Source organism: Rubneribacter sp. (genome assembly GCF_965361815.1).
The window spans coordinates 11,848-35,238 of record NZ_CBDTNW010000175.1 but is presented as its reverse complement, the minus strand read 5'-3'; the positions used below and the strand labels follow the sequence as shown (position 1 = coordinate 35,238).

Sequence of the window (23,391 nt, the reverse complement as noted above, 5' to 3'; positions counted from 1 at the left end):
CTGCGGCCCCGGCCGCGGGAGGGCAGGACGTCGCGCTCGCGCAGGGCGCTTCCCGCGCCGAGGGGCCCCGAGGGGCCCCTTTTTCTTGCGCGCGAAACTTATCTACCCCCTGTTCCCCCTTGCGTTTGTTCCTGTTCATCCCCCATTTTCTGTTGATTTCCCATATTGGGAGGGGGTATCCTGTCCTTTCAAGCTATTGAGATGTGAATAGCGACGATTAATCAGGACGTTCGCCGTTTGAAATACGTACGGCGCACGGTATGACGCGGGAGTGCCCGCGGCTGATGCGACGGGAGCGGGATATGGCTTGCAGGCAGACTCGGTTGAGGAAACGGAGCCTTGTTGGTGTAGGGAGCTGTGCGCGCGTATTGCTGTTAGCGGTGATGCTAACGTTTGGCCTGATGCCTATCGCGTGGGCCGATGACGGACCGTCTGGAGCTTCTCCTGCGGTTGCAAATACCCTCACCTTCAATGCTAACGGCGGCACGGGAAGCATGGATCCGGTGTCGTTTGCGCCTCCTGCGAGCGGGCAAAACCAGGTTGATATTCCGTTTGCCACTTTCACCAACGGCAGCAAAGTGTTTATTGGCTGGTCGTATGAACAAAACGGGGACGTGTGCATCATCGACGGCGGCACCTACTTGCTGAATGATTCCCAAACGCTGTATGCCCAATGGGCTGATGCGTCTGATGTGCGCACTATTACCTTTGACGGCAATGGCGGCGTGGGGAATCCGCCTCCTATCTACGCGAAGCCCGGACAAACGGTGGTGTTGCCGCGCATGCCTTTCTTCCAAAGGGACAACTGCTCGCTGGATCGGTATTACAACGTGACGTTAAGCGAGGTTTCCAAGCACTCTTTCACCATGCCAGATCAGGATATTGTGCTGCGGATCGACTGGTCTACCGACGATTTCTCGTTCGGTGGGGCTTCTCCCCAATTTGCCGGCACAACGCAGTGGGTGCGGGGTGTGGAGGTTCCCGAGAGTCCGACAAACGGCATGGGGCGCAACGATGACTCGGGGTGGTACGACACCTCTCAGTACAACTACAACTTGTGCTGGGCGGCATCGGGTTCGAATCTGATGCATTGGTGGCTTGATCAGAACTGGGAATACGTGAGTCGCTGGAATGGAGGCGCCAATAAACTCGGCGAGGTCACCTATGAGGAAGTTCCGGCTGCAGGATCGAGTCCATATTATTACAACAAGAGCTCTCTTCTGGAAGAACTCAGAAAACACTTCCCCGATCAGGGCAACAGCCCCCTGCAGGCCCTCGCCTGGTTTGTGAACGGTGCCACGGAAAGTTCGGGCGGCGGAGCTTACTTCAAAGAGGTGTTCGATGGCAAGGTGCTGACGTGGGGGCAAGTCGGCTCCGCGATGACGAAGCAGGCGTTTAACGAAGCTGTCTCAGACGCATTTGCGAATGGCAAGGGCATTGGGTGGGCAATGGCAGATCACGCCATGACCATTTGGGGTGCGCACTGGGGCGATGACGGGTTTATTGATCGCATCTACATTGCCAACAGCGCCGACGCGACTGCTCCTCTCTATACGGAGCCAGCCCGCATCACGGAAATGCGCGTGCTATACGAAGGCGATGCCACGCGTGTTGTGGGGTCGCAGGGAGCGGAGTTTGGTACGAACGTAGAGCGCTTGACAACGTTTGCCCTCGGCCAGGATGTGTGGGAAGCGTATTATCGCGAGCATCCGGACGAGTTTTCTGCGGAGGCCCCCACAACACCTGGCACACCTGACGCTCAGGCGGGTGGAACCAGATCGGTGGGCACGCGGGCGGACCTGGTGAGCGCGCTGCAAGATGCGAATGTTGGTACCATAACGCTTACTGCAGACATAACCTTGGACGCGAACGAGAGTTTGGCGATCAACCGCTCGGTGACGCTTGATTTGGGCGGTCATGCCATAACGGGTGCCGATGGCCCGGTGCTGGTTGCGGGCACTCAGGGCGGCACCGATGCGTTCAAAGTGGTGATTAAGGGCAATGGCACTATCACGGGAGGCAACGGCGGTGCCACCATGCCGGGCGGTCTGCTGGTGCAGGGCGCAGGTACGCAGGTGGTGCTGGAGAGCGGGGCGATAACCGGCAACCGTGGAACCAATGGCGGTGGCGTGTGGGTGCGCGACAACGCGCTGTTCACCATGAACGGCGGCTCCCTATCCAATAACCAGGCCGATGCCACCATGAAGTACGGCAAAGGCGGCGGCGTGTATGTGACGGGTGCCACCTTTGTCATGAACGACGGCAGCATTTCGAATAACACCTCCACGAACGCCGGTGGTGGCGTGGCATGCGGTATTGGCGGCGTGTTCACCATGAACGGCGGCTCTATCACAAACAACAGCGTGAGCCTAGAAGGCGGATCCGAGTTGCACTACGCCGGCGGCGGTGGTGTGGCAGCCTACACGATGGGCGCCACGGTGAAGCTTGCCGGTGGAGAGGTGTCGAACAACTCCGTGTCGGGCAACTGTGCTCAAGGTGGCGGCGTGCTGTGCGTTGATGGCGCGGTGACGCTGGCCGACAATATTCAGATCGCAGACAACACTGATGACGGAGCGCCCAGCAACGTGCTGGTGGATACCACGGGTGACGCGTACCTGCATACCGAAAACCTCACAACCACCGGCATTGGCGTGTCGCTCAAAGATGGTGCGACCGGCCAGTTCCTTGCTTCGGGCGACGCGGCTGCAGGCGATGCCGATAGGTATTTCACCAGCGACGAGGATGCGTATGCGGCGCTTGGTGGCGGCGCAATTGATCAAGCGGGCGATACTCCCTTGCTGCGCCTGTCGGTTGATGCAAGCGACTGCGCGTTTTCGTACGGGCAGAGCGTTGATGTGGCAATAGCGGCTACCAGCAACGGCGTTGCCTCGCAGGAGGGCACGGTTGAGCTGCGGCTTGACAGCGGCAAAACTGTTTCCGCGCGATGGAGCGACAAAGGCTTTGCCGTTGTCACCCTCAACCCCTCTGCGGGTGATCTGGGCCTGACGATTGGCGGCAACGACGCCACGCTTTGGTGGAACGACGGAAAGGGCCATGAGGTTGAACAGCCCATCACGCTGTGGATGGGGCCGAAAGTTATCTCGAAGTCGCATATCACCTGGTCTAACACCCAGGATCGCACAGAGGGAGACGGCTTGGAAGTTGTTGCGGCCTTTGGCAGCGGCGTTTGCCTGCCGGCCGATGAGGGCAAGGTGCAACTGGTGGTTGAAGGGGGACGTGCGCAAACGGCCGGAAGCCACACCGCGCGCGTGGTTGCCCTTGCGGGCGAGCGCGCGGGTTTTTATGCGCTTGAAACGAACGCGGCCGCCTCGTGGTTTAATGCAGACTACACCATTGCCGTCTCGGCCGATGCCTACGCTTTAAGCGCATCGCCCGAGAATGTGACGGTGGCGCGCGGTGAAGCGCTGGTGTTTGACGTGACCGTGCAGAAGGGCGGCCAGAGCGTTGCCGACGGAACGGTGAGGCTGGTGGATGCCGACGGCAACGAGCTGGGATCGGCTTCGGTGGCGCAGGGAACGGCGCAGGTGACCGTTGCTTCATACGATACTTTGAGCGAAGGTCCCCATCGCCTGGAGTTTTTCTACACGCCGCAAGGGGAAAACGATGCGGTAGCCCAGGTGAGCGCGACGGTGATTGTACGCGAGGGATCGCTGCCTGCCTTGACGTGGAACGGCGCTATCACGGCGTCGGGCACGTACGGCGACAAGCTGATTGACTTGACTCTTGATACGGGCGATGTGCTTCCCACGTACGCGGGCGAGGAGGTGTCCGGCACGTGGCGTTGGCGCGGAAGCGATTCTAACAAAGTGCCCGGCGTGTCCGACGGCATTGCCTATGAGCTGGTGTTCACGCCTTCCGCTGGCACGTACGCCGAGCTGGTGGTGCCCGTGGTGCCAACAATTGAGAAGGCGAGTCAGGGATACGTGAGTCTGATCGGTGCGAAAAAGGGGTCGACGTGGGTTGAGTTCACGCCTCGCGCGAACGCGTACAGCGGGGCGATGCCTCTGTATGGCATATGGGATACAGCCTCCAGCAGTATAGCGTGGCAAGGGTCACCGCTTTTCACGGGGCTTGCTCCGAATACGCAGTACATGTTCTATGCGAAATATCCTGAGACGGAGAACTATAAAGAGGGTCCCCGGCAGGACGAAAGCGTCACCACGCTTGCTGCAACGGTAGATGAACAGGTGGTGGAGGCGGTTCCCACCGCATCGGGTACGTATGGGCAAGCACTGCAAGACATGAAGCTGACGGGTGGCAAAGTGACCAAGGGCGGCACCGAGGTGCCTGGCACCTGGGCATGGGCCGACAGCTCGACCAAGCCCAACGCGGGTAATACCACCGGCTATGCGGCAACGTTCACACCAACGAACACGGTAGACGGAACCGCAATGACGGTGCAGGTGTACCCCAATGTCGCAAAGGCCGACCAGAGTGCGCCCGCCGCACCTTCCAAGGCGGGTGCGACCGCTTCCAGCATCACGGTGGCCAAGGTGGACGCCAGTGCGCAGTCGGGCGCACATGCCTTGTATGGGTACACGGCTGTGGGTGCGGGGGCCGACGCAATCGTCTGGCAGACGTCGAACCGCTTCTCCGGTTTAAGCGCAAGCACCAGCTACGACTTCTACGTGAAGTATCCTGGAAATGAAAACTGGAACGAGTCGAACGCGAGCGCTAAGACGACAATCTCCACCGAGCAAATAGTAGCGCCTCGACCGAGCGTTGCTCAGGCAACTATCACGGTGCCCGACCTGGTGATCATCGACCAGGGCGCCACGGCAGAGCCTGAACCGACGGTTGTTTTGAACGGCACGCCCCTTTCCAAGAACATCGATTACACGGTGTCGTATGCAGACAATGCCGCCCCAGGCACGGCGACCGTTACTGTTGCGGGCATGGGTGCGTACACCGGCACGGCAACGAAAACCTTCCAGGTGAAGATGCGTGTTGCGGCACCGGTGGCCGTAGCGAACTTGGTGTACAGCGGCAAGGAGCAGGTGGGCGTTGCGGGAGGAACCGGGTATGCGGTTACGGGCGGATCGGCCATAAACGCCGGGCAGCACACCGCCACGGCAACACTGAACGCAGGATATGTGTGGAACGACGACTCCGCGGACGCCAAGCAGATTGACTGGAGCATTGCCAAGGCGCAGCTGAACGTCAAGAGCGCGTCGGTAGAGGACAAGGTCTACGATGGCACGACGGATGCAGCTGTGTCGGAGGTGGTGTTCGAGGGCTTGGTGGCTGGTCAGACACTTGTGCGCGATAAGGACTATGCGGTTTCGGCAGCGTTTGCAGACGCGAGCGTTGGCCTGAACAAGAAGGCGGACGTGACGGTGCGTCTGGTGGCGGATGGCCCGGTGGCGTGCAATTACGCCTTGACCCAGGCAACGTGCGAGGCAACCGCGAGCATTACAGGACAGTCGAACCTTTCCGTATCGGTGATGCCAACGGAGGCGATGTACGGCGATTCGGTTGAATTCGTGGTGGAATTGGCGTCGGCAGACAGCACGGCAACGGGCAACCGTCGTGTCGAATTGTCGGTAGGCGGGAAACGGCTGGCTACCATGATTGTGGAAGACGGTCAGACGCAAGCGCGGTTCGTCTATGACACCAAAGACAAGGCGCTGGCTGTGGGCAACAACACCGTGGAAGCGAGTTTTGAAGGAGACGGCGGCCATAGTGCCGCAGATGCTACCTGCACGGCAAGTTTGCAGAAAAAGCCTCTGGACAGTGCGGTAACCGGGCCAGGGACGAAGATCTACGACGGCACCGTGGCGGCGCCGCAGGGCACGCAGGTTGAGGTGACGGGCAAAGTGCAAGACAGCGACAACGTGAGCGCCGTGGCGGCCTCGCTCGCCTACGATGCTGCCGATGTTGCGCGTGCGTCGAAGATTGTCGCCCAAGGTGTGACGCTGCAGGGTGCCGAGGCCGGGTGGTATAGCGTGCCTGCTTCGGCGGAGATGCCGGCGTCCATCACGCGGGCGACGGCTCCCTTGGCCCCAGCTGGCAATCTGGCGCTGCTCAACGGCGTGGCCTACGACGCGAAGCTTGACCTTTCCGGTTTGCTGCCCTCGCTGAATGGCGGCATGGAGTGGGGCGACGGCTCGTGGCGGCTGGAAGACGTGCAGGTGGATGCGCGCTACTATGACGCGCAGAGCGCACCGGCTTTCTTGGACGGCGCACTGCTGACGTTGTCGGTGCAGAAGGTTGCGTCGGAAAGCGAAGGGGCGCTGGGAACCGTGACCGCGGTGTACTCATCGGAAAACTTCGCCGACGTGACGGTGACGGTTGACGTGAAAAGCGCCAACCGCCCGACGCCTTTCCCTGCGGATGTGGCTGCGGGGGCAATCACGTACGGCCAGGCGCTTTCCGCATCGTCGCTTGCGGGGACGTTCGCTGATCCGGTGACGAAGGAGCCCGTTGAGGGCGTGCTTGCATGGGATGATCCGAGCGTGCTTTTCGATGCGGGTTCAAAACAGGCCAGTTGGACGTTCGCACCCTCCGATACGATGAGCTACCAGCCCGCCCATGGGGTGGCATCCGTGACGGTGCAACCTGCGCCGGTGACGCTGACGCTCATCGGCGATGCGACGAAGGTGTACGACGGCACCATGGCCGTGCCGGAGGGGCACACGCTTGCTGTGGAAGTGGGGATGGACGGCCTGCTGCCGGCCGACCGCGATGCGGTGAAGGCCGAGGCGGGGAGCTTCGCGTTTGCGAGCGCGACGGCGGGCGAGCGCACGGTGGTTGCCTCGGACGTGGTGCTGGTGGGCGACCGCGCTTCAAACTACACTGCCTTGGGGAAGGCCCGTGCGGGTGTTTCGGTGGAGGGCCGGGTAACGGGCGGCATCAGCGCGCGTGAAATCTCCCTGACGGCGGCCTCTATTGTCACGCGCGCCTACGACGGCTCGACGGTTGCCCCGGTGGCCTCGGCTTCGTTTGACAACCTGGTTGCTGGCGAGCGGCTAGAGGCGGGCGTTGACTTCGAGGGTGCGGGCGTCTACGCCGATGCCAACGTTGGGTCGCGCAAGCCGGTTTCGGATGTGTCCGTGCGCCTGCTGGGAACCGCTGCTGCGGCAAACTACACGCTGGCAGAGGATGCGGCTCCGGTTTCCTTCGTTGGCACCATCGTGAAGGCGGTGCCCGTTGCCGTGGAGGACGTGACCGGTTCCGGTGACGTTCGCTTGGGCGATCCGCTGTCCTCCGTTGTGCCAACGGGAACGTTCGCGCATCCCGTAACGGGGGCGGATGTACCGGGGACGCTGAAGTGGGTGGAGCCTGCGGCCGTGCTGGCAGAGGGCGCACACGAGATGCTCTGGAGCTTTACGCCCGACGATGCGACGAACTACGAGGCGGTTGCCGGCTCGGCCATGGTGCGCGTGGTGGCCGAACAGCCGAAGCAGGATGCGAATGTGCCCGCGACGCCAAAAGACGACGATGCCGCAGGCGGCGGAAACGAGACGGGCGTTTTGGCCGCCCCGCCAGTGAAATCGGATGCGCCGGCGGCAGCGCTGGCTAAGTTGGGCGATCCGTTAGCGCTGGCAACAGCAGTGATAGCGCTAACGGCGGGTGCGGCAACGGCGGGTGTGGCGATTGTCCGTCGCAAGCTGCGCCGTTAGCCGACAACGGCGCGCAGCATAGCTGTGCTTTTCAACGGGGTCCCGAAGATTCCGGGGCCCCGTTCGCATGGCGCTCCTACGCGCTCACGGGCTTGACGGCAATGCCGTCCTCTTCGAGTGCGCGGCGCACGCGGGCGGCGAAGGCGAGCGCGGTGGGCGAATCCCCGTGAATGCAGACGGTGTCGGCATGCAGATTGACGAGTTTGCCCGTCACCGACAGGACGGCGCCGTCGCGGATGGCCTGCTTCACGCGTTCGATGGCCTGCTCCTCGTCGCGAATGAGCGCAGCGGGGTCGTTGCGGCTGACCAGGCGGCCTTCGTCGGTGTAGTTGCGGTCCATGAAGAACTCTTCGGCCGTGGTCAAACCCTGTGCGCGCCCCGCATCGACAAGAGCGCCGTTCGCCAGCCCCACGAGCACAAGGCTTGGGTCCGCGTCGTGCACTGCCTGGGCGAGCGCGGCGGCCAGTTCCGCATCCACGGCTGCGCGGTTGTACAGCTGGCCGTGCGGCTTCACGTGCGCAAGGCGCACGCCCTGCGCGGTGCAGAACGCCTGCAGCGCGCCTATCTGGTAAAGCAGGTAAGCGTAGGCTTCATCTGGCGAGAGGCTCATGTCGCGCCGCCCGAAACCTTGCAGGTCGGGATAGCCGGGATGCGCGCCGATGGCGACGCCTGCATCGGCTGCCATGCGCACGGTCTTGCGCATGACCACCGGGTCGCCCGCGTGCTGGCCGCACGCGATGTTCGCGCTGGACACAAGCGGGATTATCTGGTCGTCCAACCCTAGCGTGTAGCGTCCGAAACTCTCTCCCAAATCGCTGTTCAGATCTATGCGATACATCGATGGCCTTTCATTTGGCGTTCGTTTGCTTGCTATTGTATACCTTCGTCTGGCGCGGCGGACGTTTCTGGTTGACGGGTCTTGCGATGGAGGGGGGGGGTGGAGAAACCCCTCGAGCTCTGGATTGCCGTCCGGCTGGCGAGAAATCACCGAAGTCGGAAGATGCGATGGCGCTTTTGCCGACAAGAATGCGAGATTCGACCATAATGCCTGGTGGCTGAGCGCAGTTTCGCCGAATCGAATGCTCTGAGGGGTGAAAATTTTCCGATTTCGGTGATTTCTCGCCAGCCGGACGGCAATCCGGGCGCGTGAACGCTGCGTGCGCGCAAGACGACGGCGTATCTGGATTTCATTCGCGCATCCCCCTGCGTCGGCAATTTGGGCTTTATCCTGAATCGCCGACGCAGGGGGATGCGCCTGTCCGTCTGTCTGCGTGCCGCTTGATTATTCCTTGAGGTCGATGTTCTTCGTGTCGGTGATGAGCATGCAGCCGGGAGCGTGGGTGATGGCGAAGGGCGGCTTGCTGTTCATGACGACGGACTGGGGTGTGACGCCGCAGGCCCAAAACACGGGCACTTCGCCCTCGCGGACGTCCACCGGATCGCCGAACTCGGGATGCGCCAGGTCGCGCACGCCGATGGCCGCCGGGTCGCCGATGTGCAGGGGCGCGCCGTGCACTTTGGGGATAGCGCCGGAGAGTTGCACCGCTTTCACCACCTGGTCTGCGGGAATGGGGCGCATGGACATGACCATGTTGCCGGACATGCTGCCAGCGGGCACACATGGCACGCCCGTGAGGTACATGGGCACGTTGCAGCCCAAGGTGTTGTGGCGGATTTCGATGCCGGCTTCTATGAGTTCGCTTTCAAACGAGAACGAGCATCCGATAACGAACGACACCAAATCGTCGCGCCAGTAGCGCGCAACGTTATCCACCTCGGCCACCAGTTGGCCGTGCTCGTAGATGCGGTAGCGCGGGAAGTCGGTGGCAATATCGCAGTCTGTTGCGCAGATGGAGGTTTCGCGCGCGCCCGTGTCGGTGACCTCGAGCAGCGGGCACGGTTTGGGGTTGCGCTGGGCGAACAGCAAAAAGTCGTAGGCTTGCTCGCGCGGCAGCACGATGAGGTTCGCCTGCGCATAGCCGGGGCACAATCCGCTCGTCGGCGCTGCGAACGCGCCTGTGCGAATGATCCGGCGCGCCTCGGCGGGTGATGCGGCTAACATCTGCGCCCACACGTCGTCGGTAACGCCTTCGGGCTTTGCGGGGGCAGGGGTGTTCGTCATGTCAGGCTCCTTCTCTTGAATGCGCGCCCATTGTCGCACGTTCGGGTTGGGGGCGGTGCGGTGGAGGAAGCGATTCCAAGGTGCCAAATGACACTTCAAAATCGTTTCTTTTTCGACAAAGAGCCTTCCCTACACCTCGCCTTTGAGGAAGCGTTCTATGAAGCTGGTGTCGGCGGTGCCGGCGGCGAAGGTATCGTTTTCCAAGATGGCGTACTGAAAGTCGAGGTTGGTATTCACTCCTACCACCACCATTTCCTCCAGGGCGGTGCGCATTTTGGCGATGGCCTCGGTGCGGTCGCGGCCATGGACGATGATTTTTGCAATCATGGAATCGTAGTAGGGCGACACCTCGTAACCGTCGTAGGCGGCGGTGTCCACGCGCACGCCGTTGCCGCCGGGCAGGTGCATCTGCGAGATGGTGCCGGGCGAGGGCAAAAAACCGCGTTCGGGCTGCTCGGCGTTCACGCGGCACTCGATGGCATGTCCGCGGTAGGCAATGCTTTCCTGGGTGAACGTGAGCGGATCGCCTGCCGCCACGCGGATCATTTCCTGCACAAGGTCGGTGCCCGTGACCATTTCAGTGACGGGGTGCTCCACCTGGATGCGCGTGTTCATCTCCATGAAGTAGTAGTTCAGCTGGTCGTCCAGCAAAAACTCGATGGTGCCGGCCGAGGTGTAGCCCACGGCTTGCGCGGCGCGCACGGCATCGTCCATCATGCGGGCGCGCACCTCGTCGGTGAGCGCGGGCGAGGGGCTTTCCTCGATCATCTTCTGGTGGTTGCGCTGCACGGAGCAGTCGCGCTCGCCCAGCGCCACCACGGTGCCGTAGGTGTCGGCGATGATCTGCACCTCCACGTGCCGCGGATTCATGACGCAGCGCTCAAGGTACATGGTGTTGTCGCCGAAGGCGCTCACGCTCTCGCGCTGGGCGATGGAAAACTGCTCGGCGAAGTCGCGCTCGTCCAGGCTCACGCGCATGCCCTTGCCGCCGCCGCCCGAGCTGGCCTTGATCATGATGGGCCAGCCGATGCCGCGCGCCACTTCCAACGCCTCGTCGGAGGTGTGCACGGGGTCTTTCGTGCCGGGCACCACGGGCACACCGGCCTCCATCATGGTCTTGCGGGCCTGGCTCTTGTTGCCCATGCGGTCGATGACCTCCGGAGAGGGGCCGATGAACACGATGTCGTTGTCGCGGCAGAGCTTGGCGAAGGTGGAGTTCTCGGACAGGAAGCCGTAGCCGGGGTGGATGGCTTGCGCGCCCGTTCCCTTCGCGGCCGACAGGATGGCGGCGATGTTGAGGTAGGAGTCGCGCGCGGCCGGCGGGCCGATGCACACGCTCTCGTCGGCCAGGTACACGTGCAACGAGTGCTTGTCGGCCGTGGAGTACACGGCCACCGTCTGGATGCCCATGGCGCGGCAGGCGCGGATGATGCGGACGGCTATCTCGCCGCGGTTGGCGATGAGGATTTTCTCGAACATGGCGCGCGCCGCCTTACGCGTGCTCGCCGACGGCGGTGGCGATGCGGAACAACGGCTGATCGTACTCCACCTGCGTGCCGTTGGCCGCCAGCACCTCCACCACCACGCCGGGGGCGGGGGCCGTGATCTCGTTCATCATCTTCATGGCCTCCACGATGGCGAGCGTCTGGCCGGAGAGCACCTCCTGCCCGATTTTGACGAAGGGGTCCTCATCAGGGCTGGGCGCCACGTAGAACATGCCCACCATGGGGCTGCGCACCAAGACGGACTGGTCGTCGTCGCTGCTTTCCACCGCCGCCGCCTCGTGGCTTTCGGTCTTGCCGGCCAGAAGCGCGCTCACGCGGTCGGCCATGAGGGGCAGCGCCGAGGGCGAGAGGGGGCCGTGGTTGCGCTCAAGCTCTATCTTAAGCTCGCCATCGTCCACGCGCAGGGCCGTGAGCTCGGCCTTGTCCATGATGGCGATCAGTTCTTCGATGGCGTTCGTGTTCATGCTGTCTCCTCGCGTGTTTCGTTCGCTCATGCCGTCGGGGTGCTGGGATGCTGCGCGCCGGATTCGGGCGGATGCGGCGCGTCGGCTGCGGATGGGCGCTGCGCGCCGGGTTTTGGTGGGTGCGTCTGGCCTGCTGTGGGCGGATGCGACGCTTTGGGTTCGGGCGGGCGGGGCTTCAGGTCGTTGCGGTTGCCCACGCGTTCGGCGCGGCTCGCCCGGTTGATCCAGAGGGTGTCGGCTTGGCAGCGGCGCGCCTGCTCTTCCAGGATGGGGGCCAGGCGGCGGGCTGTGCGGCGCGGCGAGATGCCGTCGGCGCTGGGCCTGCGCACTTTGAGCGCCAGCTGCTCGAACAGCTGCGCCTCCTCGCGCAAAAGCCGCTGGGCCTCCTGCACCGAGACGGGCTGGAATCGCACTTTGCTCCCCGGTGCGCGCTGCACGAGCCGAGGGATGTCCACGGTGGCGACGGTGCCGATCTTGGCGTAGCCGCCGGTGGTCTGCCGGTCGGCCAGCATGATGATGGGCCGTCCGTGCGAGGGCACCTGCACGGCGCCGAACGCTATGCCGTCGGAGATGATGTCCGATCCGCTCTTCGTCTCTATTTCAGGGCCGTCCAGGCGGTACCCCATGCGGTCGCACTTCGGGGTGACGGTGAAGGGCTGGCTGTAGAACGTTTCGACGCCCCGGTCCGTGAACATGTCCTCCTGCGGGCCCGGCACCACGCGCACGGTGATCTCGTTGCGGTCGAACTGGTAGAACTCGTCATCGCCGTCGATGCGATGCGACCCTAAGTTGGGCAGGAAGTCCATGCTCTTGGTGGAAAACGGCAGGTAGTCGCCGGGCGAGAGGGGTCCTCCGCGCCAGCCGCCGAACTCGCATTTGAGGTTGGTGGAGCGGCTGCCCATGACCTCGGGCACCTGCACGCCGCCACCGGCGATGGCCAGGTAGCCGTAGCAGCCGATTCGCGACGCCTTGAAGCGCAGGATGGATCCGCGCCGCGCCATGATGGCCGCGTACGCGGGCACGGGTTGGCCGTCCAAGGTGGGCGAGAAGTCCCCGCCGGTGATGGCGAAGATGGTGTTCGTGGTGAAGCGGACGGTGGGGCCTGCCAGGGCGAACTCCAGAACGGGATCGTTCGGGTCGTTTTCCACCAAAAGGTTCGCCATGCGGTAGGCGCGCCGGTCCATGACGCCGTTCGTGGAGAAGCCGCTTCCCTGGTAGCCGAAGCGGCCGCCGTCCTGGACGGTGGTGATGACGCCGGGTTTCTTCACGACAAAGCCCATGTTACTCGCCCTCCACGAAGATGCCGTACGAGTAGGTGTCGGCGGCCAGCTGCGCCTCGATGGCCGCGTACTCCTCCGGCGTGATGGGCACGAAGCGCAGGTACTCGCCGGCCGCGTACAGGATGGGTTCGGCGCGGTCGGGATCGTAGGGCTTGAGCGGCGTGCGGCCGATGATCTGCCAACCGCCGGGCGAGGCCAGCGGGTAGATGCCCGTCTGCGCGCCGCCGATGCCCACGCTGCCCGGTTCGATGCGCGTGCGCGGTACGGCTAGGCGCGGGGTGTGCAGCCGCGCGTCCAATCCTCCCAGGTAGGCGAAGCCCGGCAAGAAGCCCAGCATGTCTATGAGATAGTCGCGGCCGGTGTGGAGGGCCACCACCTCGTCCTCGGTCAGGCCCGCGTGCGCGGCCACCGTGGGCAGGTCGGGGCCGAAGTCGCCGCCGTAGCACACGGGGATGGGCACGATCTTGCGCACGGAAAGATCGGCGTCGCCCACGTCGCGCAGCTTGCCGCGCAGCTTGGCCGACAGCTCGTCGAAGGTGACGGTGAGCGGGTTGTAGTACACCATGAGCGAGCAGAACGTGGGCACCAGCTCCGTGATGCCGTCGATAGGGTCGGCGGAAAGGCTTTCGGCGGCCAGGCGGATGCGAGCGCTCGTTTCCGCGGAGATGCTGCTGGCGAACTCGAGGTTGAGGGCCGAGTCGCCCGCGATGGTGATGGTGAATCCCGCCATGTCGATCCGTTCTGTGGCACGTGGACGCATCGGGTGATGCTACACTGATGAATTGTTCGTTTAAGGGTAGGGACCGATTGTAGCACATATGGAAAAAGCACTCTTCTTGGCGGCGTTCTTCTTCGCCTATACGGTACAAGCCATCACGGGATTCGCCGGCAACATCTTCGCCATGCCGGTGGGCACGACGCTTTTGGGGCTGGCGCCAACCGTGGCCATCCTCAACGCCATGGGGTTTTTCGCGTGCGGGCTTCTGGCTGCGCTTAACTGGCGCGACATCCAGTGGAGGGAGCTGGGCAAGATCGTGGGCACGATGATGGTGTTCATGGTGGTGGGCATTTGGCTGGACACGCTCATGCCGCTGCACGTGCTGCTGAAGGTGTACGGAGCGGTCATCATCGCCATCGGGTTGAAGAACCTGCTGGTGCGCCAGCAGAAGTTCTTGCCCGAGTGGGCGCTGTGGGCGGTGCTCGCGCTGGCCGGGCTTATTCAGGGCATGTTCGTGTCGGGTGGCGCGTTGCTGGTCATCTACGCGGTGCAGAAGCTGCGCGACCGCCAGCAGTTCCGCATCACGCTTTCGGCCACGTGGGGCGTGCTTAACCTCATCTACGCGCTCATCGCGGTTCGGCAGGGACATTTCACGGGAGACGTGCTGCAGATGGTGGCGATGTGCGTTCCGTTGGCCGTGGTGGCCACGTTTTTGGGCAACAAGCTGCAAAAGCGCATCAGCCAGGAGAAGTTTCTGCGCCTCACGTACGTCTTGCTGCTGTGCATCGGCACGGTGCTTCTGGTGACGAGCTAGGAGGTGGCGTGCGCTTTTGGGCGAGCGCGGGGCAGGCGGCCCACGCCGGTTGCGCGGGTTGCGGCGGCGCTCAGCGGCCGCGCAGGGCGGCTCGCTCCCGTTCCAGCAGGTCGAGCAGCTCCTCCTTGGTGTGGATGCCGAGTTTTTGGTAGAGGTGCATGCGGTGCGTTTGGACGGTGCTGCGGGAGAGGAAGAGCTTTTCCTGAATGTACGTTGAGTTGCGGCCCTGCGCTACAAGCGTCATGACCTCCAGTTCGCGCGGCGTGAGCTTGGCGCGTTCGCCGACGGCGCGGCAGACGTCTTTGAACGGGGTTTTATGTTTGGAGGGGATGATGTCGGCCAGCAGTCCCGCGTCGCGTTCGGTGAACACGAGCGCGTAGCACAGCGCCAACGCCATGACGGCCGCCATCACGAACGCCGGGCCCGCTGCGTCCGAAGGTTGCGCCTGCCCAAGGCGGGGCAGGGTGCCGAGCAGCGTTCCGCCGAGGGCGCCGAGTGACCATGATCCGCCCGTGATGCCGAAGAAGCGCACGGCACTTGCGGGATAGTCGTGGCACGAGGCGGCGATGATCACCCACATGAACATGCAGAATATCTGGTAGCCGGCGGTGTTGCACGCGTAGGCCAAAAGCGCGCCGGTCCCGTTGCCGGCCAGGGGCAACATGACGGCTCCCATGAGCGAGAAGAGGAAGAACACCCGGTAGACGTGCTCGAATCGGAAGCGCCCCGGCTTCGCGAGGAACAGGCACATGATGCCCGCGATGATGACGGTGATGGCGATGGTGGCCAGCGCATGCGCGATGGCGAACGAGGCGGACGAACCGTGGCCGATGATGGCGTCGTACTCTCCGCGCAGCATGCGGTTGACGAAGGCCCACAGGATGAACGCCGCGCAAAGCTTTGCGAGCATGTTCCGGGGAAACGTTTCCGCGATTGCGTTTGCGCGCAGGGCGTGCGGCGCAGTGGCGCCGCACGCGCCGGGCTGATTGGCGTGGTAGCGGGCGAACCAGCCCTGCTCCAGATGACGCTCGCCGCGTTTCAGGCAGATGAGCGAGACGAATGGCAGGACGAAGGACACTCCCGTCACCGTGTAGACGTTCGAGAGCGGCATGATGACGTTGATGCCGCTCGAGAGGATGTAGGCCAGGATGAGCGAGGGAAACATGGTCCTCACGGGCATGGCGCCGAACGCCAACGCCCAGCGGAGGAGGAACAGCGCCGACGCCGCGCCCGCGATCAGGGTGCCGCCGAGCGAGAGCACCGACGGGTCGAGGTTGACCAGGCCCGACCCGGCGAGCATGAGCGTGCCGATCGCCATCGTCGCGCTAAGGCCCAAGCCCCCCGCGATCTCGACGGCGCGCAGCATGGCTTTCGGCGCAAGGGCGGCTGCCGCATCGACGACGAAGATGATGGCGAGCGAGGCGAGGTAGGCGTCGGAGGCCGCGTCGCCCGTGACGCCCGCCCCGCTGGCGTCGACCGAGGCGGCGGAGTAGAACGTGGACATCCAAGCGAGCGCGGCGGCGAAGCCGAACACGAACGGCGTGTTGACGGACGCGGCCGCTTGCTTCCAGCTGCGGGCAAGCACCTCGGTTTTCCCCATGCCCATGGATTCCCCTTCGCTCTTTCCTCCAGGATCACTATACGGCATTTCTCCTGGAAGCATACGGAGGCGTTTTTGCGATGACGCAAATTTTACCTGGGGAAACGTGAAAATCATATATTTGAACCGATGCCGTTTCCGCGCAATCCGATGCTTGCGAACGATGCCTTAGCCCGCCATGCATGCAAGTCTGATGCCGCAGGCCCGATGGCATCGAGGGCGGGCCGAGGCAAGACGAGTGGAGAGGAGACATGGGATATGGCGAAAGAGCGCGAAACGGGTTCGTCCGGCGGCATCGGGCGGCGCACTTTCCTCAAATGGTCGGCGGCCTTAGGCGGCGCGGCCATGGGAGGATCGTCGCTTCTGGCCGGATGCTCGGCCGGCCAGGCCAAGGCCGACGAAGCACCTGACGGATTTGTGGGCAACCGAACGGCGGCGTTTTCCGACGGGCTGCCCTATGGCGCGGACAAGGTGGTTCCCACGCTGTGCACTTGCGGCGATGTATGCGGCATGCTGCACATGGGGCAGGCGTATGTCAAAGACGGCAAGATTGTGTACTATGAGGGCTGCGACGCAGCCGAGAACCACGGGGCGCTCTGCCCGCGCGGCATGTCGGGCCTTTCGGTCATCAACAGTCCGAACCGCATCAAGTACCCCATGCGCCGCACGAACGAAAAGGGCGTGGAGGGCGAGTTCGAGCGCATCAGCTGGGACGAAGCGTACGACATCCTAGTGGAGAACATTGTGAGCGCCATCGAGGAGGAAGGGCCGCACACCTGCTCGCTTGCCTCCTATCACCAGGGCAATTTCATGGTGGGCGGTGAGTACTCCGCGTTCACCAAGATCTGGGGTATGGACGCCACGTACGGCCCCGGCGGCTGCTTCTCGGATTTGCAGGTGGGCGAGCAAGCCACGATGGGCGATTCGTATCACACGCTGCTGGAAGATCCGTACCAATCCAAGCTCATCCTCATTTGGGGCGAAAACGATGCGGTGGCCAAACCGACCGAGTGGGCCGAATCCTACCGCAAGGCCATGACCGACCACGGAGCGTACTTCATCCAGGTGGAGCCGCGCATGTCCGAAATGGGCGAAAAGGCCGATCTGTACCTGCCGGTGCGTCCCGGCACCGACGCCTACCTGGCGCTTGCCATGTGCAACGTCATCATCACCGAGGGGTTGGAGGACAAGGAGTTCATTGCACAGCATACCTACGGCTACGACGAGTTCAAAGAGCTGGTCATACGCTACGACCCCGACACGGTGGAGAAGATCACGTGGTGTCCTGCCGACCGCATCCGCAAGGCGGCTCGTCTGTACGCCACCACCAAACCAGCGCTTCTGTGCGTGGGTCGCGGCGGCAACCAGACCGGTGGCGACCGGTCGAACTCCGGGTGGCTGGCTTCGCGCGCTATCCTCTGCCTCATTGGGCTGACGGGCAATGTGGGGCACAAGGGCGACGGGTTCTCCACCGAGGCATCGCTGCAGCCGTCGAGTGCGCTGTATTGGCACTGGCCAGGCACGATGGTGGCGTTCGCGCACGCCGGTTTATGCGAGGCGCTGGTGGAGCGCGACCCGTCCACGGTGAGCAACGGCACGTGGGACGGCGCGCGGCGCTTGGTGAACCGCGACCCGTTCGGGTACCGCGTGTACATGTGCAACCATAATCCCGCGTCGTCGTGCGGCAACGGCGCCCAGATGGGCGAGGCGCTCAAGCAGATACCGCTTGTGGTGGTGCTCAACCGTCTGGCGCATTGGACCGGTTCGGCGTATGCCGATCTGCTCATCCCCATCTGCTCGTGGGCCGAGATGTACTGCTGGCGTCTTGACTGGCAGGAGCAGGTCATCACCGAGCCGGCCATTGAGCCTCTCTTTGAATCCAAGAGCGACTTCGAATTCTTAAAGGAGCTGTCGCAGCGCTTGGCCGAGCGCATGGGGCTTGACGTAGCGAAAGCGTGGCCGTGGGAGACGGAGGAAGACTTCCTCAAGGTGTTCATCAACAACGACACGCTGTCTGCGGAGTTGGACAAGCGCATTGCCGAGGGGCGCGAGGAGTTCGCGGAGTGGAAGGACTGCACGGTTCAAAAGCTCATCGACGATCCTATTGGCATGCCGAACCCCTTCTACGCTGGGCTGGATGACTTCATTCCCTTCAAGGCGAAGAACTACCCCGACCAGGCGCCGGAGGGCATGGATCCCGAGGAGCTGTTCTTCCCCACGGCGGCGGGCGGCGACTATCCGGGCGACGGCAAGATCCTGTTCCGCTGCGATTGGCTGGCCGAGCGCAGCGGCGGTGTGCTGCCCGTGCTGCCTGTGCCTGAGGAGCCCTACGATAGCTGGTATGCGGAGGGCAACCCCATCGAGAGCGGCAACTGGGAGGAATCCGACGCGGTGCGAGCGGGCTACAACCTGGTGGCATGCGGGAAGGGGCATCGCCATTGGCAGTTCATCTCGTTCAACCAGGACAAGGACGGCGGTCCGGCGTCGCGCTGGCTGCGTGAGGCGTTCCAAACCGCCGATGCGCCATGTGTGGAAATCAACCCGAAGGATGCGACCGCGTTGGAGCTGGTTGATGGTGACCGTGTGACGGTGGAGTCGCAGTACGGCAAGCAGGAGAACATCGTGCTCATCGTATCCGAGCGCATCATGCCGGGCACCATCGTGCCGCCGTGCCATTGGGGTCCGTTGCAGAACAACATCTACCCGTACTCGCTTTCGCTCGATCAGCTCGACCACGAGCACCAGTCCAAGCTGAACCCCGGCGCCGTGGGCGAGTGGGGCAAGGTGACCACGGGTATCGGCGGGCAGAACGTGCAGTCGGCGGTGCTGTGCAAGCTGTACAAGTACGAAGGCTAAGGGGGATCGAGCCATGGACCAATTCGGATTTCTGGTCAATGCGAAGAACTGCGTGGCGTGCAAGGCGTGCGAGGTGGCGTGCAAGAACCGCAACGAACTGGAGTCGCCCGGGCCTCGGCTGCGCATCGTGACGACGACCGAGACGGGGACGTTTCCCGACACGAAGGTCACGCATCTGTCGATGGCGTGCATGCATTGCGCCGAGCCGGCCTGCATGAACGTGTGCCCGGCGGGCGCCATCTCGAAAAGCGACGAGGACGGCACCGTGGCGGTGGACCGCGCCAAATGCATAGGGTGCCACTACTGCTTCTTCGCGTGCCCGTTCGGCGTGCCGTCGTACCGCGACGACGACGGCACGATGATCAAGTGCGACGGCTGCCGCGACCGACGTGCCATGGGGCTTGAGCCGGCGTGCGCTCACACCTGCTTCTACAACGCGCTGTACGCGGGTCCGCTGTCGAAGCTGCGCGAGCAGGCGGCCCAGCTGGCGGCGCGGGGCGTTGGCGGCGAGACGGGCGCGTCTGTGCTGGTGGTGGAATGATGAGCGCGGCGGTGGCTGAGCGATCGGGCGCGTTTGCGGGTGCGGCGACGGGCGGGCACGCGCCCGGCGCGGATGCGTCTGCGGCTGTGGGAGCGGATGCTGGGGCGATGCCGACTGCGCACGCAGATGCGGCGTCGAACGTGCGCGCGGTTGGCGCGTTGCCCGCCGATGCGGGGGCGGCGCTGGGCGCTTTGGCGCGCACGGCGGCGCGGCTCGTGCGTTTCCCGTTCGGCGATGGGATGATCGCGTTTTTCTGCGGGCTGGATGCGGACGATGCGGGGGACTTTGTCATGGGAGACTCCCAATGCCGCGAGGGCGCGCTCATGATCAAGCGGTTCTTCCTGGAAGGCGACCGCGCGGCGCGGGTTCGCCAGGCAAGCGACGACTTCCACAAGCTGTTCGTGGGGCCGAGCAAGTTGCTGGCGGCGCCGTGGTCGTCGGTGTATCTGGACCTGGGGTCGCTGTTCGGGCCGACGGCGCTGGCTGTGGAGCGCGAGTTCAAGCGCCATGGGTTCGCCATTCCCGAGGGCAACCGCGAGCCGTGCGACCACATGGCCTACGAGCTGGAATTTCTGGCCGAGTTGCACCAGGCGGCCGAGGACGCTCGCGTGCGCGGGGACGAGGCGGCCGCGCAGGCGGCGTACGCGGAGGCGCGTGCGTTCAAAGAGCGCTTCATCGACCCGTGGTCGGATGCGTTCCTTGGCGCGGTGGAAGCCGGGGCGCGCGTGGACGCGTACCGCGGCGTGGCGCTGCTCGTGCGCGGGTTCCTGGCGCTCGAAGGGGCGTTTCTGCGCGTGGTTGACGGCGAGCCAGGGAGGTGATGCGCGATGGGATTCATGCAGTCCGACTGGGAGGTCACGGTGGTGATCGACCTGTTCATGGGCGGCGGGGGAGCGGGGCTTTTGGCGCTGTCCGGGCTTTTGTGCCTGATTGGAAAGGACCGCTACCGCCAGGAAGCGGCGTGCGGGGCGTGGATTGGCTTCGGCTGCATTGTGGTGGGCCTGCTGTGCCTTTTGGCCGACGTGGGCCAGCCGCTGCGCGCGATGCTGCTGCCGGTGAGCTTCTCACACTTCACCTCGTGGATGGCGTTTGGGGCGTGGTTCATGTTCGCCGCGCTTGTGGCATCGTTTGTGCTGGCGGCGAGCACCACCGACCGCGTGGCTGCGCTCGTACAGCGCGCGTGGCCGGGCTTTGCGCGGGCGCGTCGAGGTTTCGCTTGCGCGGCGAGCGTGTTTGGCATCGCGGCAGGCTTCATGGTGACCGTGTACACGGGGTTCCTCATCAGTTCGGGCACGGGCGTGCCGTTTTGGAGCACGCTGCTTCTGCCGGCGGGGTTCTGCGCATCGGCGTTTTACCTGGCCTCGGCGGCGATGGTGGCTCTCATGAGCGCGTTCGATGCGCCGGGCGAGCGCACAGGCGCGGCGCAGCGCGTGCTGGGTGCGGTGTGCCTGGTGTGCGGCGTGGCGTTTGGCGGGCTGGTGGCGTGGCATCTGTCGCTTGCCGTATCGGGCGGACTGGCAAACGGTTCTACGCTGTCGAGCGCGGGGGCTGCGGAGGCGGCTCGCACATCGGCCGGGGCCTTGCTGCAAGGTGACTTGTCCCCGCTGTTTTGGGGCGGCCTTGCGGCGGTAGGTCTGGCGGTGCCGCTTGCGTTGGCGGCGGCGTGTTTGGTCATGCCGCGCACAGAGGCGTGGGCGCGCAGGCGTCGCGTCGCGGCTATCGCGTGTGCGGCGTGTGCCCTTATCGGCGTGTTCGCCTGGCGCTATCTGGTGCTGGCGGTGGGCATCCATCAGCCTCTTTCCAGTCCGGACGTCGTCCAAATAGCCGCAGGGGCGTTTTTCGCCCTCCGTTGAGCGTGCGGGTGCGGGAGGGGCGGCGCGTCGGCCGCCCCTCCCGTGTTTCGCCTGCGCGGCGGCTGGCGGCCAGGATGCGCGTCAACTGCGGCTTTGGCGGCGCAGGCGTCGGGCGCGCCGGCGCACGATGGCGTCCATGTCGTACTCCTCGCCGATATTGGTGACGTCGAAGGCGCCTGCGCAGTCGAAGAGCCAGTCGTGCGTTTCGTACAAATGCGATGCTAGAACGATCGCTTCGAGATCGGTGAGTGCGGAGGTCGAACGGTAGCCGGATCCTTGCCGGTGCTCGAACCCTCGTTTTGAAAGATATGCGCCGATCTGTCGGTAGGCTTTACGGCGGCCGGATTCGCCGAACGTTTTTCGTAGCTCGCTTGTGCGCAGATCGAAATTGATGGCTTTGTGATGTTTCGTCGGTCGCTTCGGACGGTTCATATCAGACCGACTTTCTGCGGTTGCGGAGGAAGAATTCTTTCGCGTCCTCGACGCAGGACTCCTCCGGGTAATCGTCGCTGTTGTACCAGAGCCATGTGTCCACATTATCGAGAAACCAATCCTGATCGTTGAGGATAAGTGCCGAGCTCATGAATGCGACGAAGCCGTCCTCGTAGTCGTTGGGGTAGTAGAATCCGTCCTCTCCCTTCACCAGCTTCCCTTCGTCCACAAGGATCTCGTCGACGAAGGCCTGCATCTTGGCAAGGTCGTGCACTCCCTCGCGGCGCACCTTCTCCTCGTCGAGCACGATCTGCATCTTCTTCATGGTCGCCTCCTCCGCATCGCACGCGTTCAGTATACGGCCATCCGTCCAGCGGAACAATCCACGAAGGTTCGCCGGAAAGCCGCGCGAAACCGACGCGCCTTCCATGCGGATCTTGCGCGGATCAAGCGTCAATCCAACGCGGACCCAATGTCGATCCAATGCCCCCGGTCGGGCGTCTTCACGCTTCGCGTTGCAGGCGCTCCGAGAACCAGTCAAGGACGGTGCGCGCCGCGGCGGAAACCGGGCGGTTGCGCGGGGTGAGGGCGTTGAGGGGCCAGGTGCATGGCTCGCCGTCGAAGGGGATGGCCACGATGCCGTCCGTGCAGAACGCAGGGACGCGATGGCGGGGGATGACGCATGCGCCCCTGCGCTGCCGCACCTGGTCGAGGATGAGATGGTAGTCGTGCCAGTCAAACGACATGGACAGATCAAGCCCGCGCGTGCGGGCCAGGTCCATGATGGCCTCGTCCAAAGGAAAGCTCTCGGAGAGGCCGAACCAGGTGAGTCCCCGCAGGCTGGCCAGGGTGTGCCGGTCTTCGCGGGGAAGCAGCGACTCGTGGACGGCCACGTGCAGGGGGATGTCGCACAGGCGCGTGCAGCGGGTGCGCGGCCCCTCCAGGTTCCCCACAATGAAGGCCACGTCCTCGCCGCCCTCCGCCACGCACCGCTCGGCGATGACGGGCTCCACGATGTCAAGCTCCAGCCGCACCCCCGGGTGGTCGGCGCGGAACTCCTCCACGAGTCGGTCGAACGGAACGGAGTCGAGCGCGCCCAGCGACATGCTCATGCGCACCGGTTCGCAGACGGGGTCCTCGGCGGAGCATATGGCGCGGATGGCTTCGTAGCTGCCCAGCAGGTCAACGGCCTTCGGGTACACAAGATCGGCCGTCGGCGTGGGCTCAAGCCCCTGGGGCGTGCGCACGAACAGCGTGCGGCCCAGATCCGCTTCAAGCCCTTTGAGCGTCTGGCTCATTCCCTGGCGGGTGAGAAACGCCCGCTTCGCCGCTTGGCTGACGCTTCCGCTCTCGTAGGCAAGGCGGAAGCAGTGCAGGCTGTTCACGTCCATGAGACCCCCTCGAACAACGGAACAACGGTCGCGGCCGCCTGTGCGGCCTGTCCCCGCCTGCCATTATAGCGCCCTCCCTCCAAACGGTGCGCTCCCTGCAACGAACCGTGACGGGGGCGCTTCGCTTTCTTTCTCCCGCCAATCCGGTGCGGCATGGTTTCATGGCGGCAAG

The 23,391-nt window shown here is 64.0% G+C and carries 16 protein-coding genes; 6 read left to right on the top strand and 10 right to left on the bottom strand.

Annotation, left to right across the window (positions count from 1 at the left end; translation table 11 throughout):
• Nucleotides 1–401 precede the first annotated feature (401 nt).
• On the top strand, nt 402–7,643 hold the full coding sequence (locus ACWKY3_RS12780) for an IdeS/Mac family cysteine endopeptidase (protein WP_449316777.1): 7,242 nt from the start codon (nt 402–404) through the stop codon (nt 7,641–7,643).
• Nucleotides 7,644–7,719: 76 nt separating this feature from the next.
• On the opposite strand, the gene ACWKY3_RS12775 is transcribed toward ACWKY3_RS12780, so the two are convergent.
• The 6 genes from ACWKY3_RS12775 to pxpB form a co-directional block, all read right to left on the bottom strand.
• Nucleotides 7,720–8,481 carry a LamB/YcsF family protein gene (locus ACWKY3_RS12775; protein WP_449316776.1) on the bottom strand — a complete coding sequence of 254 codons (762 nt, stop codon included), beginning with the start codon at nt 8,479–8,481 and terminating at the stop codon, nt 7,720–7,722.
• Nucleotides 8,482–8,925: 444 nt separating this feature from the next.
• Nucleotides 8,926–9,765, bottom strand: a complete 840-nt coding sequence (locus tag ACWKY3_RS12770; RefSeq protein WP_449316775.1) for a putative hydro-lyase — start codon at nt 9,763–9,765, stop codon at nt 8,926–8,928.
• 129 nt (nt 9,766–9,894) lie between these two features.
• Nucleotides 9,895–11,244, bottom strand: coding sequence for an acetyl-CoA carboxylase biotin carboxylase subunit (accC, locus tag ACWKY3_RS12765; RefSeq protein WP_449316774.1), 1,350 nt, complete (start codon nt 11,242–11,244; stop codon nt 9,895–9,897).
• Nucleotides 11,245–11,257: 13 nt separating this feature from the next.
• Complete coding sequence (gene accB, locus ACWKY3_RS12760) at nt 11,258–11,734, bottom strand: acetyl-CoA carboxylase biotin carboxyl carrier protein (RefSeq protein ID WP_449316773.1); 477 nt, start codon at nt 11,732–11,734, stop codon at nt 11,258–11,260.
• A 26-nt stretch (nt 11,735–11,760) separates the two neighbouring features.
• Nucleotides 11,761–13,014, bottom strand: coding sequence for a 5-oxoprolinase subunit C family protein (locus ACWKY3_RS12755; RefSeq protein ID WP_449316772.1), 1,254 nt, complete (start codon nt 13,012–13,014; stop codon nt 11,761–11,763).
• Between the two features lies 1 nt (nt 13,015).
• Complete coding sequence (gene pxpB, locus ACWKY3_RS12750; RefSeq protein ID WP_449316771.1) at nt 13,016–13,744, bottom strand: 5-oxoprolinase subunit PxpB; 729 nt, start codon at nt 13,742–13,744, stop codon at nt 13,016–13,018.
• Between the two features lie 88 nt (nt 13,745–13,832).
• Here pxpB and ACWKY3_RS12745 point away from each other — a divergent pair, with 88 nt between their 5' ends.
• Nucleotides 13,833–14,546: a sulfite exporter TauE/SafE family protein gene (locus tag ACWKY3_RS12745; RefSeq protein WP_449316770.1), complete on the top strand. Its 714-nt coding sequence runs from the start codon at nt 13,833–13,835 to the stop codon at nt 14,544–14,546.
• 70 nt (nt 14,547–14,616) lie between these two features.
• Here ACWKY3_RS12745 and ACWKY3_RS12740 read toward each other — a convergent pair whose 3' ends face one another.
• Entirely contained in the window at nt 14,617–16,152 is a 1,536-nt protein-coding gene (locus tag ACWKY3_RS12740; protein ID WP_449316769.1) for a response regulator transcription factor, read from the bottom strand.
• 252 nt (nt 16,153–16,404) lie between these two features.
• On the opposite strand from ACWKY3_RS12740, the gene ACWKY3_RS12735 reads away from it, so the two are divergent.
• Genes ACWKY3_RS12735 through nrfD form a run of 4 tightly spaced genes read left to right on the top strand, consistent with a single transcriptional unit; the run spans nt 16,405 to nt 21,396 of the window.
• A complete protein-coding gene (locus ACWKY3_RS12735) occupies nt 16,405–19,002 on the top strand; it encodes a molybdopterin-containing oxidoreductase family protein (RefSeq protein ID WP_449316768.1) in 2,598 nt (865 codons plus the stop codon).
• Between the two features lie 13 nt (nt 19,003–19,015).
• Nucleotides 19,016–19,543: a 4Fe-4S dicluster domain-containing protein gene (locus ACWKY3_RS12730; protein ID WP_449316767.1), complete on the top strand. Its 528-nt coding sequence runs from the start codon at nt 19,016–19,018 to the stop codon at nt 19,541–19,543.
• 11 nt (nt 19,544–19,554) lie between these two features.
• On the top strand, nt 19,555–20,364 hold the full coding sequence (locus ACWKY3_RS12725; protein ID WP_449316766.1) for a TorD/DmsD family molecular chaperone: 810 nt from the start codon (nt 19,555–19,557) through the stop codon (nt 20,362–20,364).
• Between the two features lie 6 nt (nt 20,365–20,370).
• The gene (gene nrfD, locus ACWKY3_RS12720) at nt 20,371–21,396 is read left to right on the top strand and encodes an NrfD/PsrC family molybdoenzyme membrane anchor subunit (RefSeq protein ID WP_449316765.1); all 1,026 of its coding nucleotides are present in this window, start codon (nt 20,371–20,373) and stop codon (nt 21,394–21,396) included.
• 81 nt (nt 21,397–21,477) lie between these two features.
• Here the strand turns inward: nrfD and ACWKY3_RS12715 are convergent, their stop codons facing one another.
• From ACWKY3_RS12715 to ACWKY3_RS12705, 3 genes are all read right to left on the bottom strand, one after another.
• A complete protein-coding gene (locus ACWKY3_RS12715) occupies nt 21,478–21,828 on the bottom strand; it encodes a hypothetical protein (protein WP_449316764.1) in 351 nt (116 codons plus the stop codon).
• A gap of 1 nt (nt 21,829) precedes the next feature.
• Complete coding sequence (locus ACWKY3_RS12710) at nt 21,830–22,153, bottom strand: hypothetical protein (RefSeq protein WP_449316763.1); 324 nt, start codon at nt 22,151–22,153, stop codon at nt 21,830–21,832.
• 178 nt (nt 22,154–22,331) lie between these two features.
• Nucleotides 22,332–23,219 carry a LysR family transcriptional regulator gene (locus tag ACWKY3_RS12705; protein WP_449316762.1) on the bottom strand — a complete coding sequence of 296 codons (888 nt, stop codon included), beginning with the start codon at nt 23,217–23,219 and terminating at the stop codon, nt 22,332–22,334.
• Between the last annotated feature and the right edge of the window lie 172 nt (nt 23,220–23,391).